Annotated in this window: 15 protein-coding genes; 5 read left to right on the plus strand and 10 right to left on the minus strand. The window is 45.5% G+C overall.

The genetic code is table 11. The features are described 5' to 3' along the window. Position 1 precedes the first annotated feature (1 nt). Both ppa and I6L24_RS02805 read right to left on the minus strand, forming a co-directional pair. Positions 2-538, minus strand: coding sequence for an inorganic diphosphatase (gene ppa / locus I6L24_RS02800; protein ID WP_004281037.1), 537 nt, complete (start codon positions 536-538; stop codon positions 2-4). Between the two features lie 117 nt (positions 539-655). Continuing rightward, positions 656-1,054, minus strand: a complete 399-nt coding sequence (locus I6L24_RS02805; RefSeq protein ID WP_216986392.1) for an MAPEG family protein — start codon at positions 1,052-1,054, stop codon at positions 656-658. Between the two features lie 100 nt (positions 1,055-1,154). Here I6L24_RS02805 and I6L24_RS02810 point away from each other — a divergent pair, with 100 nt between their 5' ends. Next, positions 1,155-1,535, plus strand: a complete 381-nt coding sequence (locus tag I6L24_RS02810; RefSeq protein ID WP_004732541.1) for a hypothetical protein — start codon at positions 1,155-1,157, stop codon at positions 1,533-1,535. A 50-nt stretch (positions 1,536-1,585) separates the two neighbouring features. Here I6L24_RS02810 and I6L24_RS02815 read toward each other — a convergent pair whose 3' ends face one another. The 6 genes from I6L24_RS02815 to I6L24_RS02840 all read right to left on the minus strand — a co-directional run bounded on the left by I6L24_RS02815 (position 1,586) and on the right by I6L24_RS02840 (position 10,068). After that, positions 1,586-3,262 (minus strand): AMP-binding protein, encoded by a 1,677-nt coding sequence (locus I6L24_RS02815; RefSeq protein WP_216986393.1) that lies wholly within the window; start codon positions 3,260-3,262, stop codon positions 1,586-1,588. Between the two features lie 150 nt (positions 3,263-3,412). After that, positions 3,413-5,632 (minus strand): DNA topoisomerase IV subunit A, encoded by a 2,220-nt coding sequence (gene parC / locus I6L24_RS02820; protein ID WP_085064599.1) that lies wholly within the window; start codon positions 5,630-5,632, stop codon positions 3,413-3,415. Between the two features lie 165 nt (positions 5,633-5,797). Further along, complete coding sequence (gene niaP / locus I6L24_RS02825; RefSeq protein WP_085064598.1) at positions 5,798-7,117, minus strand: niacin transporter NiaP; 1,320 nt, start codon at positions 7,115-7,117, stop codon at positions 5,798-5,800. A gap of 129 nt (positions 7,118-7,246) precedes the next feature. Further along, entirely contained in the window at positions 7,247-7,891 is a 645-nt protein-coding gene (locus tag I6L24_RS02830; RefSeq protein WP_004732549.1) for a trimeric intracellular cation channel family protein, read from the minus strand. Positions 7,892-7,952: 61 nt separating this feature from the next. Next, positions 7,953-8,417 (minus strand): YchJ family protein, encoded by a 465-nt coding sequence (locus I6L24_RS02835; RefSeq protein ID WP_004732551.1) that lies wholly within the window; start codon positions 8,415-8,417, stop codon positions 7,953-7,955. 73 nt (positions 8,418-8,490) lie between these two features. Beyond that, entirely contained in the window at positions 8,491-10,068 is a 1,578-nt protein-coding gene (locus tag I6L24_RS02840; protein ID WP_085064597.1) for a TerC family protein, read from the minus strand. A 332-nt stretch (positions 10,069-10,400) separates the two neighbouring features. Here I6L24_RS02840 and I6L24_RS02845 point away from each other — a divergent pair, with 332 nt between their 5' ends. Continuing rightward, on the plus strand, positions 10,401-11,021 hold the full coding sequence (locus I6L24_RS02845; protein WP_004281026.1) for an LOG family protein: 621 nt from the start codon (positions 10,401-10,403) through the stop codon (positions 11,019-11,021). Between the two features lie 66 nt (positions 11,022-11,087). Here I6L24_RS02845 and I6L24_RS02850 read toward each other — a convergent pair whose 3' ends face one another. Both I6L24_RS02850 and I6L24_RS02855 read right to left on the minus strand, forming a co-directional pair. Further along, positions 11,088-12,062, minus strand: a complete 975-nt coding sequence (locus I6L24_RS02850) for a hypothetical protein (protein ID WP_085064596.1) — start codon at positions 12,060-12,062, stop codon at positions 11,088-11,090. A 153-nt stretch (positions 12,063-12,215) separates the two neighbouring features. After that, positions 12,216-14,033 carry a choice-of-anchor I family protein gene (locus I6L24_RS02855; protein WP_410550257.1) on the minus strand — a complete coding sequence of 606 codons (1,818 nt, stop codon included), beginning with the start codon at positions 14,031-14,033 and terminating at the stop codon, positions 12,216-12,218. A gap of 177 nt (positions 14,034-14,210) precedes the next feature. Between I6L24_RS02855 and mdtD the strand changes: the two genes are divergently transcribed. From mdtD to I6L24_RS02870, 3 genes are all read left to right on the plus strand, one after another. Beyond that, on the plus strand, positions 14,211-15,602 hold the full coding sequence (gene mdtD, locus I6L24_RS02860) for a multidrug transporter subunit MdtD (protein WP_216986394.1): 1,392 nt from the start codon (positions 14,211-14,213) through the stop codon (positions 15,600-15,602). A 66-nt stretch (positions 15,603-15,668) separates the two neighbouring features. Continuing rightward, positions 15,669-16,448 (plus strand): glycoside hydrolase family 25 protein, encoded by a 780-nt coding sequence (locus tag I6L24_RS02865; RefSeq protein WP_216986395.1) that lies wholly within the window; start codon positions 15,669-15,671, stop codon positions 16,446-16,448. Between the two features lie 53 nt (positions 16,449-16,501). Continuing rightward, entirely contained in the window at positions 16,502-17,518 is a 1,017-nt protein-coding gene (locus I6L24_RS02870; RefSeq protein WP_005101532.1) for an MBL fold metallo-hydrolase, read from the plus strand. Positions 17,519-17,526: the final 8 nt, after the last annotated feature.

The following is a 17,526-nucleotide window of genomic DNA, read 5'->3' on the forward strand; positions in this document are numbered from 1 at the left end:
ATTATTTATTTGCTTCTGCATAAGCAGCAATTGAGTCCAGTACTTCTTGTTTCGCAACATCAGCACCTTCCCAACCACTCAGCTTGACCCATTTGCCTGGCTCAAGGTCTTTGTAATGCTGGAAGAAATGTTCGATCTGGCTGATCAACAATGGAGGAAGATCAGTATATTCCTGAACATCTTTGTAGATTGGAGTCAGTTTGTCATGTGGAACTGCAACCAGTTTCGCATCAACACCACCATCATCTTCCATGTTCAATTTACCGACAGGACGACAACGAATGACTGAACCTGGCTCTACTGGATGAGGTGTTACCACCAGTACGTCTAATGGGTCACCATCAAGCGATAGTGTGTTTGGTACATAACCGTAGTTTGCTGGGTAGAACATTGCTGTACCCATGAAACGGTCTACAAATAACGCATCAGAATCTTTATCGATTTCGTATTTGATTGGTGCTGCATTTGCAGGAATTTCGATGATCACATAGATATCGTTTGGCGCATCTTTACCCGCTGGGATATTGCTGTAGCTCATAGCATCACTCTTTAACAAATTATATCTTTTAAAAAACCGCGACAATTATAACGGTTTTTAAAGATTTTTTTGGATTTTAAAATATTGAACTGTAAATATGTCCGCAGACCTGATGACTTAAACCAACTTGATGATCAGCAGCAATAAAGCCACCGGACATAGCATCGAGAGCAACCATACAATGGAGCGTAAAGTTGCCCAGTTAGCCAAATAGCAGATTCCGTACAACACTCGAAAAACCAGATAAGCCACACCAAAAATCATGACCAAATCTTGTGATATCACCATGTACTCTGCCATCAAGATCGCAGCAATAAAGAGTGGCAAACTTTCAAAGCTATTCTGCTGGGCAGCATTGGCGCGACTGGCCAAGCCTGAAGACTTTTCTAAAAATGCCCGTGGGTTCTGATTGTCTTTGCTGCTGAAGCCTGCTGATTTTTTTGCAATCAATGTAAACACATAAGGCAAAAGACAAGCGGCCAAAATGAGATAAATAACCCCACTAATGCTGTGCATCTGTTTTTTCTCATGAAAATTTTATCTCTATCATAGCATGGCATTTCGTGAATAAATTTTGTTAAATAGAGTGCTTTTTATTACTTGTTAAGGATTCACTATGGTCGCACCTGATCAAAATGAAATGTTCGATGTCCTCGAGAAACAACGCCAGCATCAACGTCAAGTGGATCGCGTATTAAAAATTGTCCTACCGATCGTGGCATTTTTAATGGCCGTCATTTGTGCCAATATGAATATCTGGTCGCCAATCTTCACCTTTGCCATTTTATGGATTGCCTTTTATTTCGTAGGTATCAAGCGTACGCCTCTCTGGCACTGGCTGGTCGCGATTCTGGTTTATTGTGTGATCGATAACATTCTAAGTTATGGCAGCTTTAATCAAACCGGATTTACCCGTCAGTTTGGCACCATGTTTATCTTCTTGGGGGTGGTTGGCGTAGGCCGTCCGTATTTTGACCGCTGGTTAATGAAAAAATAAAAAGCCTAAATCAAAAAAAGCGCCTAACGGCGCTTTTTTTCTTTGAGGTATTAGGCTGTTTTACGCAGATCTTTACGCAGGATTTTACCTACGTTTGATTTTGGCAATTCATCCATAAACTCGACATAACGTGGACGTTTATAACCGGTCAGGTTTTCTTTAGCAAATGCTAAAACTTCTTCTGTGGTTAAAGATGGATCTTTTTTCACGACAAACAATTTTGGTACTTCACCTGATTTTTCATCTGGCACACCAATCGCGGCCACTTCCAGTACTTTTGGATGAGTTGCTACAACTTCTTCAATCTCAGATGGATAGACGTTAAAACCAGACACTAGAATCATGTCTTTCTTACGGTCTACGATTTTCACATAACCACGTGAATCCATGACACCGATATCACCGGTACGGAAGAAGCCGTTCACCATGACTTTTTCAGTTTCATCTGGACGGTTCCAGTAGCCTTTCATGACCTGAGGACCACGAATTGAAATTTCACCTTGCTCACCCAGTGGAACTTCATTGCCTTCATCATCCAGAATAGCCACTTCAGTCAATGGCAATGGAATGCCAATAGTGCCGCTGAATTCTTCAGACGCAGGTGGGTTTGCTGTTGCAACCGGAGAAGTTTCAGACAAGCCATAACCTTCAACGATATTGGTTCCAGTGACTTTCTTCCATGCTGCTGCAGTAGAAGGAAGTACGGCCATACCGCCGCCCATCGCCATTTTCAGTTTGCTATGATCAAGTTGCTTGAACTCTTCATTGTTTACCAACGCATTGAACAGCGTGTTTACTGCCGGGAAGAAAGTCGGTTGATATTTACGTAGTTCTTTCATCACCGCAGGTAAATCACGCGGGTTTGGAATCAGAACGTTCGCCTGACCTTTGTACATACCGTAAAGTGCGCATACCATGAATGCAAAGATATGATAAAGCGGCAAAGCACAGAAAATACGGTCATCTGGCTGACCATCTTGCGCACCAAATTTACTCTGGAAGATCCCGTCACACTGCAACATGTTCGCAACTAGGTTACGATGTGTCAGTTCAGCACCTTTAGATACACCCGTCGTACCACCTGTGTACTGAAGAACTGCTGTATCGCTAAGGGTCAATTCAGGGCGTTTATAGTTGCTTGGATTAACTTTAGATAACGCCGTATTAAATCTCACATGGCCTGGAATATCCCAAGCTGGAATTTGCTTGCGTACAGAACGCAATACAAAATTTACCAGTGTTCCTTTCAAGGCACCCAGCATGTCACCGACAGAAGCTACTACGACATGCTTCACTGGTGTTTTACCAATAATTGCTTGATAAACAGAAGCAAAGTTCTCAATAATCACCAGCACTTCAGCGCCAGAGTCATTCAATTGATGCTCAAGTTCACGCGATGTGTAGAGTGGATTCACGTTGACCAGTACCAAACCTGCGCGGAACACCCCAAGTGCCACAACCGGATACTGAAGAACGTTTGGCATCATCACTGCCACACGTGAACCTTTTGCCAACCCCAAGCTTTGTAGATAAGTTGCAAACTTACGGCTCGCCTCTTCCAGTTCATTGAAAGTCATGGCCTTATCCATAAAGATAAAGGCATCACGCGAGCCGAATTTTTGGAAATTACGCTCAAAAACATCTACTAGAGAAGTATTTTCTGCTGGTAATTCTACTGTTTCTGGAATCCCTGTTTTTTGGTATTCAGCAAACCAAATTTTTTCCATAATGGCCATCTCTCCAATCATAATCCTTAGTATTTCAACTGTTTTTTTCAATATCACACGCCATTTTTAGACTTGTATATGTGCAATATTGCATCCATCTTGTTGAATCGTTGTTCATATATAACGTATTTCACAGGATGGATGCTAGTCTTATCTTTGAATCAACAGTTTATTTGCTTTTTGATATCCGCGTGGTAAAAGCTGTCCTTTCGCACCGCGCTTGCCGATATATTTGCGCAAATCATCCCCTTTTAATTTTAACTGCTGTTGTCCTGCAAGCACTTGAATTATTTCATCAAGCTTCAATATTGTCATGGACAAAATTTGATCACCATCTTCAAGTTGTATCAATTTATTTCCTTTACCTTTGTTCAATACAGGTAATTCTGCTAAATCGACAATCAACAGGCGTCCTGCCGAACTGAGCAGTGCAACATGCGTGGCATCATCGAGTGGCTGCAGGTTCATGACCTCTGCCCCTTCAGATAAATTCAGGAAAGCTTTCCCGGCTTTGGCACTGGTATCCAGCTGCTTGGCCTGGGTTTTAAAGCCATAGCCTTTGTTGCTTGCTGCTAGAATTTCAGTTTCATCCTCTGCCACCAGAACCTGTTTAAAACCTACCCCACTGCCAGGAGACAGTTTTGAACTGAGCGGCTCACCGAGACCACGTGCAGATGGCAATGTGTTGATGGCCAAGGCATAGCTACGGCCAGTGTCATCTAATACATAAACGCGTTGATTGGATTTGCCCTGTGCATGACTCAAGTACTGATCACCGGCACGGAAATTCAGATTTTCTGCATCGACTTCATGACCTTTGGCACAGCGAATCCAGCCAGCTTCTGATAACACTACTGTCACCGGATCGGCCGGCAACATTTCAGTTTCATTGATCGCAGCAGCTTCAGCACGTTGTACGATTGGCGAACGGCGATCATCACCAAATTTCTTGGCATCGTCTTTCAGCTCAGAAATAATTAGGCTTTTTAAAGATTCCGGATTGGCCAGTTGTTCACGAATCACTGCCGCTTTCGCTTCCAGTTCTTCCTGTTCGCGGCGCATTTCCATTTCTTCAAGCTTGGCCAGATGGCGTAATTTTAGTTCCAGAATCGCTTCGGCCTGAATCTCGTCAATATTAAAACGCTGCATCAGTACCGGCTTTGGCTGATCTTCTTCACGGATAATCTGAATCACTTCATCAATATTCAGATAAGCAATGATCAGACCACCGAGAATATGCAGACGTTTTTCGATCTTGTTCAGATGATATTGTAGACGACGCGTTACAGTGGTTTTACGGATCTCAATCCATTCCAGCAAAATACGACGAATCGATTTCACCTGTGGACGACCATCCGCACCAATCATGTTCATGTTGACGCGGTAGCTGGATTCCAGATCAGTCGTAGCAAATAAGTGACTCATCACCGATTCGGCATCAATACGATTCGAACGCAATACAATCACTAAACGGGTTGGATTGGCATGATCCGATTCATCCCGTACATCACTGACCAATGGCAGTTTTTTGGCCTGCATCTGATCGGCAATCTGAGTGATAATTTTGGAACCTGAGACCTGATATGGCAATTCAGTGATAATAATTTCGTTTTTATCGACGCTATAGACCGCACGCATGCGGTAGCTGCCACGACCTGTGGTCTGAATTTTTAACAGTTCAGCAGGCGGGGTGATAATTTCAGCTTTGGTCGGCAAGTCTGGCGCAGGAATATATTCTGCGATTTTTTCATCGGTCAGGTTCGGATTACGAATCAGGGCAATGGTACCTTTGACTACTTCACGCAAATTATGCGGCGGAATGTCAGTAGCCATACCAACTGCAATGCCAGTGGTACCATTGAGCAAGATATTCGGTACACGTGCTGGCAAGTTCACCGGTTCTTTCATCGAACCATCAAAGTTGTCCTGCCATTCACAGGTACCCTGACCTAGCTCAGACAGCAACAGTTCACTGTACTGGGAAAGCTTGGCTTCGGTATAACGCATCGCTGCGAAAGACTTCGGATCATCCGGAGAACCCCAGTTGCCCTGTCCTTCAATAAACGGGTAACGATAACTAAAGGGCTGCGCCATCAGCACCATGGCTTCATAACAGGCTGAGTCACCATGTGGATGGTATTTACCCAGTACGTCACCGACCGTACGTGCCGATTTCTTCGGTTTGCTGGTCCATTTCAGGCCCAGCTCACTCATGGCATAGACAATCCGGCGCTGTACCGGTTTCAGGCCATCGCTAATATGAGGGAGTGCCCGATCCATAATCACGTACATGGCGTAATTTAGATAAGCTTGTTCGGTAAATTCTGCTACGGAACGGTTTTCTGTCGCATGATGCGCAAGGCTTGTCATAACAACCTATAGTCCTAAATAATTCGTTTTTGTATCAATGTTTCTTATGCTAAGTCGTGGCTGTAGATGACACAAGGGCATCAAATCGTTCAGCGCGACAATTTGTGTCTTATGGCCTAAAAATATCCACTTTATAGGCCCTAAGCAACTAAAAAATCATTCTGTTTATAAGCCCATCGATTCCAGGGTCTTGCCTTTGGTTTCTTCACCCAGGACCAGAATCACAATCGCAACAGCGACCAGAACCGCAGTAAACATGGTAAAGACATAGCTGAAACCATTGGGCATGCCCATCAGATGGGTTACGGCAAAGGGTGCTGCGATGCCGCCAATCCGGCCAACAGCACCGGCCCAGCCTGAACCAAAGGCACGGATATTGGTCGGATATTGTTCCGGGGTATAAGTATAGAGCACGCCCCAGGCGCCCAGATTAAAGAAGGACATCAGACAGCCCCAAATCACGATTTCAGTAACACTACCCGACTGACCAAAGAAATAGGCAGAAATCGCGCACATGCCAATAAAGCCGGCCAAAGTCGGCTTACGACCGAGTTTTTCGACCAGCCATGCCGCCACCAGATAACCGGGCAACTGCGCCAGAATCATAATCAGCACATATTCAAAAGACTGGACAATGCTATAGCCTTCTTTGACCAGTAAACTTGGCAACCAGGTAAAGATGCCATAATAGGAAAAGATAATACCGAACCAGATCAGCCAGAGCATAAGCGTACGGCGCGCAAAGATACCCGACCATAACTGGGAAAATGAAATATTCTGCTTCTCTGCGACCGGTTTCACTTCAAAAATTTCATAGACTTGAACGCCACATTGACGCTCAATCTTTTTGACCAGTGCCGAAGCTTCCTCTATACGACCACGGTTAATCAGGAATGGAATAGATTCCGGTACCATTTTCCAGATTACAATGGCATACAGCGCAGGCAGGCCACCAATCATGAAAGCAGTTTGCCAGCCAAAATCAGGAATGACAAAACGAGATACCAAGGCAGCAACTAACCAGCCCAGTCCCCAGAAGCTTTCCAGCAACACAATAAAACGGCCACGCACATGTGCAGGAATATATTCACTGACCAGCGTTACGGCCACGGGTAACTGACCACCCAAGCCTAAACCGACAATAAAACGGAATACCAGCAGCCAGGTCAGATTCGGTGCAAAAGCGCAGGCTGCCGTGGCCAAGCTATAAATGACCAGAGTCGCAGCAAAGACTGTTTTACGGCCAAAACGGTCTGCCAGGCCACCTGAACAAATCGCCCCGATTGCCATGCCGACAAAACCGATCGACACTACCCAGCTTTTCTGATCGGCAGTCATCTGCCAGTCTTCAGCCATTTTTGCCAGGATAAAGGAAATCAATCCGGTATCCATGGCATCAAACATCCAGCCCAGCCCAATCACCACCAGCAAGGTATAGTGAAACTTACCAATCGGTAAGCGTTGTATGCGAGAAACTAAATCCATAACAAAAATCTCTGATCAGGTGGAACGGGAGATGCTGCTTTCTCAACAGGTGGGCTACTTTATATTTTTTATACTACGAATTGTGCCAAATACGGTTATTTTTATTACCGCATGCAACAAGATTAACCCTCAGGATTCGTCTTTGGAGGATGCCGAGTGTTCATCATCTTCTTTATAAATGAATTTTGGCATTTCCAGACCAAAATAGATGGCGATCAGACGTAAGCTAAAACCAAAAATCAGGGTAGAAATAATCGTCAGGTCCTGCGACAAGCCATAGTGGCTACAGAGCCAGTAAAAAATTACTGAAACAAAGGCAATACTGGCATACAGTTCACGACGGAATACCAGCGGTACGTCATTACATAAAATATCACGCAAAATCCCGCCAGACACACCGGTCAAGACACCCGCGACGGCGCTGACCACAAAACCATGTCCCATTTCCAGAGCAATCTGGCAGCCAATAATGGTAAAACCAATGAGGCCCAAGGCATCCAGGACCAGGAAGACATTACGTAACTGTCGCATCCATTTGGCAATCAGGATGGTGACGAAAGCAGCGCAACAGGTCAGCACCAGATATTCGGGGTGTTTGACCCAGGTTAAAGGATAATGTCCCAGCAGAACATCACGAACCGACCCACCACCCAGTGCCGTAACACAGGCAATGATCATGACACCAAACCAGTCCATGCTGCGCCGGCCAGCGGACAGTGCCCCGGTCATCGCTTCAGCGGTAATTGCAATAATATAGATGACGGTTAGTAACATCGCCCTGCTTCCACCTGAGGCTTTGAGATGGCGCTTATTCTAAGCTAAATCTATGTGAAAGTTATAAAAATCCGGCACAACATTGCTTAAATTTTTTCCCCGAGCCACAAATGCAAACCTGTTTCATGCTGAGTTTCTGCTCCGTGGTCGGGTCCAGAAAATACCAATGGCCTTCAAATTTTACAAAATGCGAAGCTTCATGATGCACTTGTGCCTGCTTGCCAGCATGAAAATGCGCCTTAAACTCGACTAAGGCATGATTTTTATCTAATTTTTCATTGGCTTGAACAATCTCAAGCTTTAACCACTGATTGGCTTTGCTCCAATCACTAATGGCTTGCAAATCCAGAGCCTGCTGCTGACCCAGCGCAGTCGTGGTTTTAATGTAATCGATTTCATGCTTGGCAAAGGCACTATAACGGGAACGCATCAGTTGCTGCGCAGTCTCTGCGACCTGTTGTCCAGTATGTAAGGGCTGACAACAGCTATGATATTCACCTTGTCCGCATGGACATGCTTCTGACATTTCAGTTCCATAAAAATAGCCCGACAATGCGGGCTATTTTAGCAAACTTTACCAACCTAACGCTGACTATAGTTTAGTCCTGCGCAGGAAGCTGCGGAATGATATGCACTTTATCAATCTTATGACCGTCCATGGTCACCACCTCAAAGATATGCCCGTCTGCTTCAAACTTTTCACCGCTGTGCGGTAAACGTGCCATATGGAACAATACATAACCAGATAAAGTCGAATATTCTTCGGTTTCATTCACCAAATCACGATCCAGCAGCAACGAAACATGACGGATATCAGTAGAACCATCCAGAATCAGGCTACCATCTTCCAGGCTTTCTGCGGCGGCTTGCAGTTCATCTTCATCAGGGAATTCACCAGCAATCGCTTCCAGTACATCAATTGGGGTGGCAATCCCTTCAATTGAGCCATATTCATTCAGCACAATTGCCATCTGTAAGGGTGCTTGACGCAATTGATCCATCACCATCAAGACCTGGGCATTTTCATGCACGATGACTGGCTCACGTAAATGCTTTTCAAAATCCAGCACCCCGGTTTCAATGTATTCGTTGAGGACTTTATGGGTCAGTACCACACCGGCAATATTATCCAGTTCACCCCGGGCGATAATCAGACGCGAGTGGCTCATCTGCAATAACTGTTCTTTGATACTGTCAGCGTCATTGTCCAGATCAATCCATTCCAGTTCAGGACGTGGCGTCATTACCGACTTGACCGGACGTTCAGACAGACCCAGTACCCCCTGCACCATGACACTATGATAGATGCCATTGTCATCATTAAAGACTTCATCGGCAAAGGCACGCGTGGCCAGAACATCTTCCGGTTCAGACGAGTCATTGTCCTGAGCAGGTTTACCACCCAGCATCCGCATTACGGCAGAAGCAGTACGGTAGCGCATGTCGGTGGTGGTCACCATTTTTTCCTGATTGCGTTTCATGGTCTGGTTAATAAATTCGACAATCACCGAGAAGCCAATTGCAGCATACAGGTAACCTTTCGGAATATGGAAACCGAAGCCTTCGACCACCAGCGAGAAGCCGATCATCATCAGGAAGCCCAGACACAGAATCACCACGGTCGGATGTCTGTTGACGAAATCCATCAGAGCTTTGGATGCCCAGAGCATAATCCCGATGGCAATAATCACGGCAATCATCATCACTGACAGGTCTTTGACCATACCAACCGCAGTAATCACGCTGTCTAATGAGAATACGGCGTCCAGCACCACGATCTGGACAATCACCATCCAGAATACCGCATGGACCGGATTTTCTTCTTTGATGACGGGTTTGGCTTCCAGACGCTCATGCAGTTCCATGGTGCCTTTAAACAGCAGGAACACCCCACCAAACAATAGAATCAGATCGCGGCCCGAGAAGGCATGATCAAAGATGTGGAATAGTGGATCGGTGAGGGTCACCACCCAGGCAATCGAGGCCAGCAAGATCAAACGCATCAGCAGGGCCAGCATTAAGCCGACAATCCGCGCGGTATTACGTTGTTCCGGGGGCAGTTTTTCCGCCAAAATGGCAATAAAAACCAGATTGTCGATCCCGAGTACAATCTCAAGAACAATTAACGTGAGTAAACCGACCCAGGCTGAAGGGTCTGACATCCATTCAAAGATCATACGCTTGGCTCCTGAAGCTCAGGACTGCAGCATGGAATCACCTGACGCTGTGACACAGCAAAACAGAATTTTTTATATTGAATAAGATCAATTATTTGGCGTAGATTTATAAAGTTAAACGGCCAACTACCACTACCCATCGTCGTTCTATTGTTGTGAAACCAATTTTCAGTATAGCAAGATCAATTTGAAATTCACCCTTTTTCATGGCTGTTTATCGATGAATTTTGCCTGGCTGTAATGCAGTGAAAATGCAGCTGCTCACAGAATTGTCATATTTATTAATTAAGCTAGAGTCACAAGAAAGAAAAATGATAAGGTGAAGAAAATAAATGCAAAGCGTAATTCAAATGACAGATTATTTTAAAGAAAACTCCCCAAAAACAACTCGCCCTCTAGTGGCACTCTATTGTGGTTCACGTGCAGGCAACAAACCGGTTTATTTAGAAAAAGCCATTCATCTCTCGCAAGGACTGGCAGAACATGGTTTCGGGCTGGTTTATGGTGGCGCCAGTATTGGCTTGATGGGACAGGTCGCGGATGCCATGATCCAGCACGGCGGTGAAGCCGTTGGGGTGATTCCCGAATTTATGCTGGATTATGAAATTGCCCATAACCAGCTCACTGAATTACATGTGGTGACCAGCATGCATCAACGCAAGGCTATGATGGCCGAGCGGGCCTGTGCCTTTGTGGCATTACCGGGTGGACTGGGCACGTTTGAGGAAATTCTGGAAATTGCCACTTGGGGTCAGCTAAACCAGCACCAGAAACCGATGATGCTCTATAACGTGAATGGCTTCTATGATGCCTTGATTGCGCAGCTGGACCGCGCCGTTGAAGATGGTTTTTTACCGCCACAGCATCGTGCCAAACTGATCATTTGCGAACACGAAGAAGAAATTTATACAACTTTAACCAATTTAGGCCATCCGCAAAGATTTGTGGTTTAAACCGTTCCAATTAAGAAAAAAGCGAGCACCTGGCTCGCTTTTTTATTGGATTTTTAATATCAGGACTTATTGACCATAATTCGTCACAAAGTCATAAAACATCGGCAAAGTTGTTGCCAGAATGACCGACATGGCCAGACCGAACATCAGTTTCATGGCATCTGCACTGACATTACGTGAAGTACGATGTTTGTTGACTTCATCCAGAATCATCGACATGGCAAATTCACGACCGGCCAGTAATCCCAGGAATACCCAGGTGGTACTCATTGGAATGTTGCTCCACTCTTTAAAAACTAACAGGATAATGGCATACATGAAGTCGATAATCGTTGCAGCACGAATGTCGGTCACACCGGTTTTGGTGTCGACAATGTTTTGGATAGCCCCGCCACGTTGATACAGAATCACACCCAGCAAGACTACGAATACCGTAATCGCAAACATCAGGAATTCAAACGGCACCTGACGTGGCACATACACGAAGATGTTAGCCAGATCCTGAATCAGCCATTGGCTCCACAGGAAACCGGTAGAGACCCATTGCAAGCCCATCCAGACCTTGGAGTGTTCCTGATGACGTGTCTTGGCAAAATGGCGTGCCAGCTGCTTGACCACAAAACGATAGATGACAATCGCTACAATAAAGGCCACCGCATAGCCCATCATCGATTTGACCATCATCGAGCCTAAGCTGGCAGGAGAGAAAATCGTAAGCACCAGGAAGGTGGTACTGACTGGAATCCCGTATTTGGTCAGCATCAACAGCAGAATTGGCGGCACAATGTACAGCCAGGTAATGCCACCTTCAGGGAAAGGAATCGTTTCTAAACGACCGTATGAGGCATCACCCACCCCAGATGCATACCAACCATAGACCAATACGACAATTAAAATTGAGCTGATATAAATCCACAATACCCACCATGGGCGATGTGAATTCGAAGAAATAAATGTCCCTAAGGTTTGAGGTACATCATTTCCGACAATAGAGTAAGCGGCCAAACAGAAGCCGATCACCATCAAAATCTCGATTGTCATAAAAACAAACCTATACGCGAGGAGATTTCAGCAGTGCTGAAAAGTTGGCCCAAGATTATGACGGTTTTATTTCATTTTAATGACAAGACTGTCATATATATGGTCACCTTACAAAAAAGAGCACCGAAGTGCCCTGAATTTAAAAGCTTTTGACTACTTGAGATTTACTTGATAAATCGTGGTACTGCCACTGACTTCATGGCCGACCACCAGGAGGGGTTTCTTATTCGGGGAGTCTTTGGCGGGGATAAATACCAAACCTTCCGGTCCTAAATCACCGGCTTGTCCCATTTCAATCTGCGCTGTAGTCGCTTTAAAATCACGTGAATTAATATATTGCACAAAGACTGGTGATGCAGGTGTAGACACATCATATACCATGATGCCACCGACACGCTCCAGCCCAATAAAGGCAAAGGTTTTTTGACCAATCTGCCCCAAGGTCACCCCTTCAGGTTCCGGCCCTTTATTGTCACTGCGATTATCCAGTCCGGCTTCTTCATGATTAAAGTTGAAAATCTCAGGATGATGTTTGGCAATATACTGCTCAAACTGATCGCCCGAATCCCATACCAGTTCTAAACCGGTCTGCTGATCATTTTCCACCCAGATACTGACCGAGCGTGTACCAAAGCTATATAAATGATCATAGACCAGATTGCCCCGTTCATTCAGTTTGGCTGTACCATCGGCATTTTTTTGATAGCCTTCGGTCCACGTAATATTTAAACGGCCCAACAGATGATCTTCACGGCAGTCTTTGGCATCCCCTACAATAGCACCGCAGTAGGCAAAGTTAGTTGGATTGAGTTCTGCACCTTTGGCCAATACCCGAAGATGGGCTGGTAAATCATCGCCCAGACGGCGGTCAAAACCTTTGGCATGGACCAAGTGTTTCACCCGCCATTCTTCTACAAAGCCCTGGCTGGTATCGTTATTGAAATATGCAGGATTGTTTTCACCCCAGGCACGGGCATCGCCTTCATTGGCAGACACAATATAGGTTTTGCCGGCGACCTCAAAACTTGCAATCGCATCTGGCATATATAAGCCTCGGACATTGGCCCAAGTTTGAATATTGATTTTGCCTTTACCGTCGACACCATCCACATCGCTGACATCCATACCATGACCCTTCATGCCATGATCTTTAAAGCCAAATGGATAAACAGCGAGTACTTTGGCAGAAGCCACATCAATTTTGGCCAAGGCATTGTTTTCCTGTAAGGCAACCCAAGCAGTTTTTCCATCTTTTGAAACAGTGATGTACTCAGGTTCAAAATCCTGAGCTGCGCTGGCCTTTGGTCCGAAAATGCGGATGCCCTGTTCACGCAATGCTGCTTCCCGTCCATTAAAGGCCTTAGAGTCTGCTGTACGAACGATCGGGGCTTTTAAATTGGCCAGACTAATGACAGATACTGAACCCTCTGGATCAACCTGATAATCATCAGAAGGCTCGCCTTCATTGGCCACCAGCAAAGTTTGACCATCCGGTGTGAAAGTCAGCATGTCCGGCAAGGCACCCACCTGTACGTGGGCCAGCTTGCTCAGGTCTTTGGCCTGATACAAGGCCACATAGCCAAGATCAGTTTTCACAGCAGCCTGAATCGCAATGGCGACGATGCCATTGTGAACCGCGACACTGTTGACCTCAGCCTCTGGCGCAATGTCATCGACATTGATGGAACTTATTTTTTTCGGCTGATCAGGTTGACTTAAATCCAGTACATCCAATACGCCCTCTTTGGCATTGACCACGAATAGGCGTTGACTCTCGGCATCAAAGGCCGGAATTTCTGCTGCACTTTGCGCAAACACACCCGATTCATAAGCAGCTAATTTGCTTAACTCGATCGAGTTCGGTGTAGCCTCAACGATTGGAACCGGCGTTTCATTTTCATTCTCAGTTCCACATGCCACCATCCCCACAGCCAGCATGGCCACTATCAATGACTTTAATTTTAATTTCATTTTTTTGTTGATCTATCATGAAGAATTCGTGACCAATTTATAACCAGAGCATTGCAGTGCCATGACAGATCGGTTGCAGTTCCTTGACACAACACCGCATAAAAGTTGAAACGCTTTATATACGACAGACTCGGCTGATTCCTTTAAACTATTCAAAATTTTCAGTTTTCCAGAATTATGAATGCCACGCCTACGCATCAAGCCTTAGATCCCGAGTTCAGACTGCTGGTCTTGTTGGTCTCGATTGGCTTTTTTATGCAGGGGCTGGACACCACCATTATTAATACCGCCCTACCTGCAATTGCCCAAAATTTGCAGGAAGATCCGCTACGCATGCACAGTGTGGTTGTGGCTTATGTGCTGTCTGTGGCGGCCTGCATTCCCTTAAGTGGCTGGCTGGCAGACCGGTTCGGGGTCAGAAATACCTATTTTGCTGCAATTATTATTTTCTCTTTGGCCTCTTTGGGCTGTGCCTGGTCAAGTAGCCTGAATGAATTATTGGTGTACCGGATCTTTCAAGGGATCGGTGGTGCACTATTGCTGCCGGTCGGCCGTTTGGCCATGCTGAAGATCATTCCCCGTACCCAGTTTCTGGCCGCCATGAGTCTGATGAGTCTGGCCGGCCTGATTGGTCCGTTGATTGGCCCGACTTTAGGTGGCTGGATGGTGGAATATCTGTCCTGGCACTGGATTTTCCTGATCAATCTACCGATTGGTTTGCTGGGCGCACTGATTACCTTTAAGGCCATGCCGAATGTACTTGAACCTACAGTCGCCCGTTTTGATTATTGGGGCTTTATCTTGCTGGTCGTGGCCATGGTGGGCCTCTGTCTGGGAATTGAAAATTTTGCCAGTCCACAAAACTCGCTGTGGTGGAGCCTGAGCCTGATTCTGGCCGGTTTATTGGCCACCCTGATTTATGCCTATCATTCGCATACCCATAGCAACGCCCTGTTTCGCAGCCGGCTGTTTAAAAATAAAATTTATGCGATTGGTATTTTGGGTAATTTCTTTGCCCGTCTCGGCGGCAACTCGATTCCATTTTTACTCCCCCTCATGTTGCAAGTCGCATTCGGTTTCGAGCCTTTTATTACCGGTTTATTGATGATTCCGACTGTGCTCGGTTCGCTGGCCTCCAAACCGATTATCCGCAAAATCATTCAGCGTTTTGGCTATCGCCGGGTCTTACTGGTCAATACTTTGCTGGTGGGTCTGTGTATTGCCAGTTTTGCCCTGACCACGGCAGAAACCCCAATCTGGCTGCGTGCGATTCATTTCTTTATCTTCGGCATTTTAAATTCACTGCAATTCGTGTCGATGAATACCCTCACCTTAAAGGACTTAAGCCAGCAGGATGCCAGTAGCGGCAACAGTTTCCTGTCGATGATCATGATGCTGTCAATGAGTATCGGGGTGGCACTGGCAGGAACACTGGTGAACATGCTGAGTGCCTATTACGGCGCTGACAATCTGGTGGCTGCTTTTCATGTATCACTGATCTGTTTAGGCTGCATCAATATTATTGCGGCCTATATTTTCTGGCATATTCCTAAAAATACCCCGGTTTGATGCGCTATATTCACTTTGGGCTGATTGTAAGTTTTAGGCTAAATCACATATAGGCAAGGACTGAAAATGCAAAAAAATCAGGCTCCGAACAGAGTTCATAAATCGCTCTTGATTGGGCTGGGCATCCTGATCACTGTGATCACGATCGCCATGGTCTATCTCTGCCTGATGAAAGCACCGTCTGCCCATGCAGCCGATTATCCTATTCAGGGTTTTGATGTATCGCATCATCAAAAAGAGATTCAGTGGCAGCAGATTTCGCCTGAAAAATACCGTTTTGTTTATCTGAAAGCCACTGAAGGCGGCGACTTTAAAGATACCCGTTTTCAGGAAAATTGGTTGAAAGCACGTGAACGCGGCTTTTTGGTCGGTGCCTATCATTTTTACCGGCTCTGCCGCGATGGCAGCATTCAAGCCCAGAATTTTATTGACTCCGTACCCAATAAACCGGATGCCTTACCGCCAGTAATTGATCTGGAATATGACAGCAAATGCATCAATACCTATTCTAAAGAGCAGCTTTTAAACGAAATTCAGGTGATGCACGATGCCCTGAAAAAGCATTATGGCAAGCAGCCGATTTTCTATATTTCTAAAGCTTTTTATAATATTGTACTGGCAGGACACTTTCCTAACGTACCACTCTGGGTACGTGAATACAAAGGTCTGCCTGATTTAAAAGATCAGCCTAAATGGACGTTTTGGCAACATACCAGTCAGGGGAAAATTCCCGGTATTACCACACCGGTAGACCTGAATGTTTTTTATGGCTCAGAACAGCAATGGCGGGATTTTCTCAAAAAGAATGCGATTGTAGTACCTTCATCTGAGAATAAAGCGAAATAAAGCTGATCGCCTGAAAACAAGTTCTTTATAAAAACAACAAGGAAATAAAAAGATTGAAATGGATAAAAGGCATTTTACTCGGTCTGGTGATTCTACTCCTACTCATCGCGGGTATGCTGGCTTATCTGTTGCAAGCTTCGGGCAAGGTTAGTGACTTTAAAGCGTGGCAGCCGCAAACCGGTATATCCGTTCACGGGCTTACAGTCAATTTTTTTGGTGTGTCCACCCTGTTACTCGATGATGGCCACGATCAGATCCTGATCGATGGTTTCTTTAGCCGGCCATCTTTGCGGCAAGTAATTACTCGACCTATTCAAAGTGATAAGCTGCTCTTAGAACAACTGGTACAATGCCATGAATTGAGCCGAACCCAAGCCATTCTGGTCAGTCATTCTCATTATGATCATGTTCTGGATGTCCCGGCTTTACTAGAGATGCTTCCCGAAACTGCTGTGGTCGGTTCGCAAAGCACCCTGAATATCGCCCGGGCAAATCCCAAAGTTACTCCACAGCAATTACAGCCGATTAAGCCTTGGCAAGTACAGCAATGGGGGCATTTCCAGATCACTGCAATTCCCTCACAACATACCCCGCCCACAGTGGTAAATGATGATTTAGGCAAAGAGCTGCTACAGCCTTTAACCCTTCCGGCCAAATTTTCCGAATTTAAAGAAGGCGGCAGTTTCGATTACCTGATTGAGCATGCGAGATATAAAATTCTGGTCAAGGCCAGTACCGGATTTATCCCGGATCAATTTAAAAACCTACAGGTCGATACTTTATTTTTAGGCATTGCCCAGCTTTCCAGACAATCTTCTGCCTATCAGCAACAATATCTAGCTGAAACCCTGAACATGCTCAAGCCCAAAGTGGTGATTCCAATGCATTGGGATGATTTTTTTCAGCCTTTAAACCAGCCGCTGCAATTTTTACCTCGTCTTGCCGATGACACCCCAAAAAGTTTGCAACTTCTGATTCAGGCTGCCGAGACACAAGGGACCAAAGTCGTTCTGCTCAGTGGACCGCAACCCTATTTACTCAACTCAGCCTTCGCTTCCCAATCCGATTAAAGCCCCTT

The sequence above is a fragment of the Acinetobacter lwoffii genome (assembly GCF_019048525.1).
GTDB classification, from domain to species: Bacteria; Pseudomonadota; Gammaproteobacteria; order Pseudomonadales; family Moraxellaceae; genus Acinetobacter; species Acinetobacter lwoffii_K.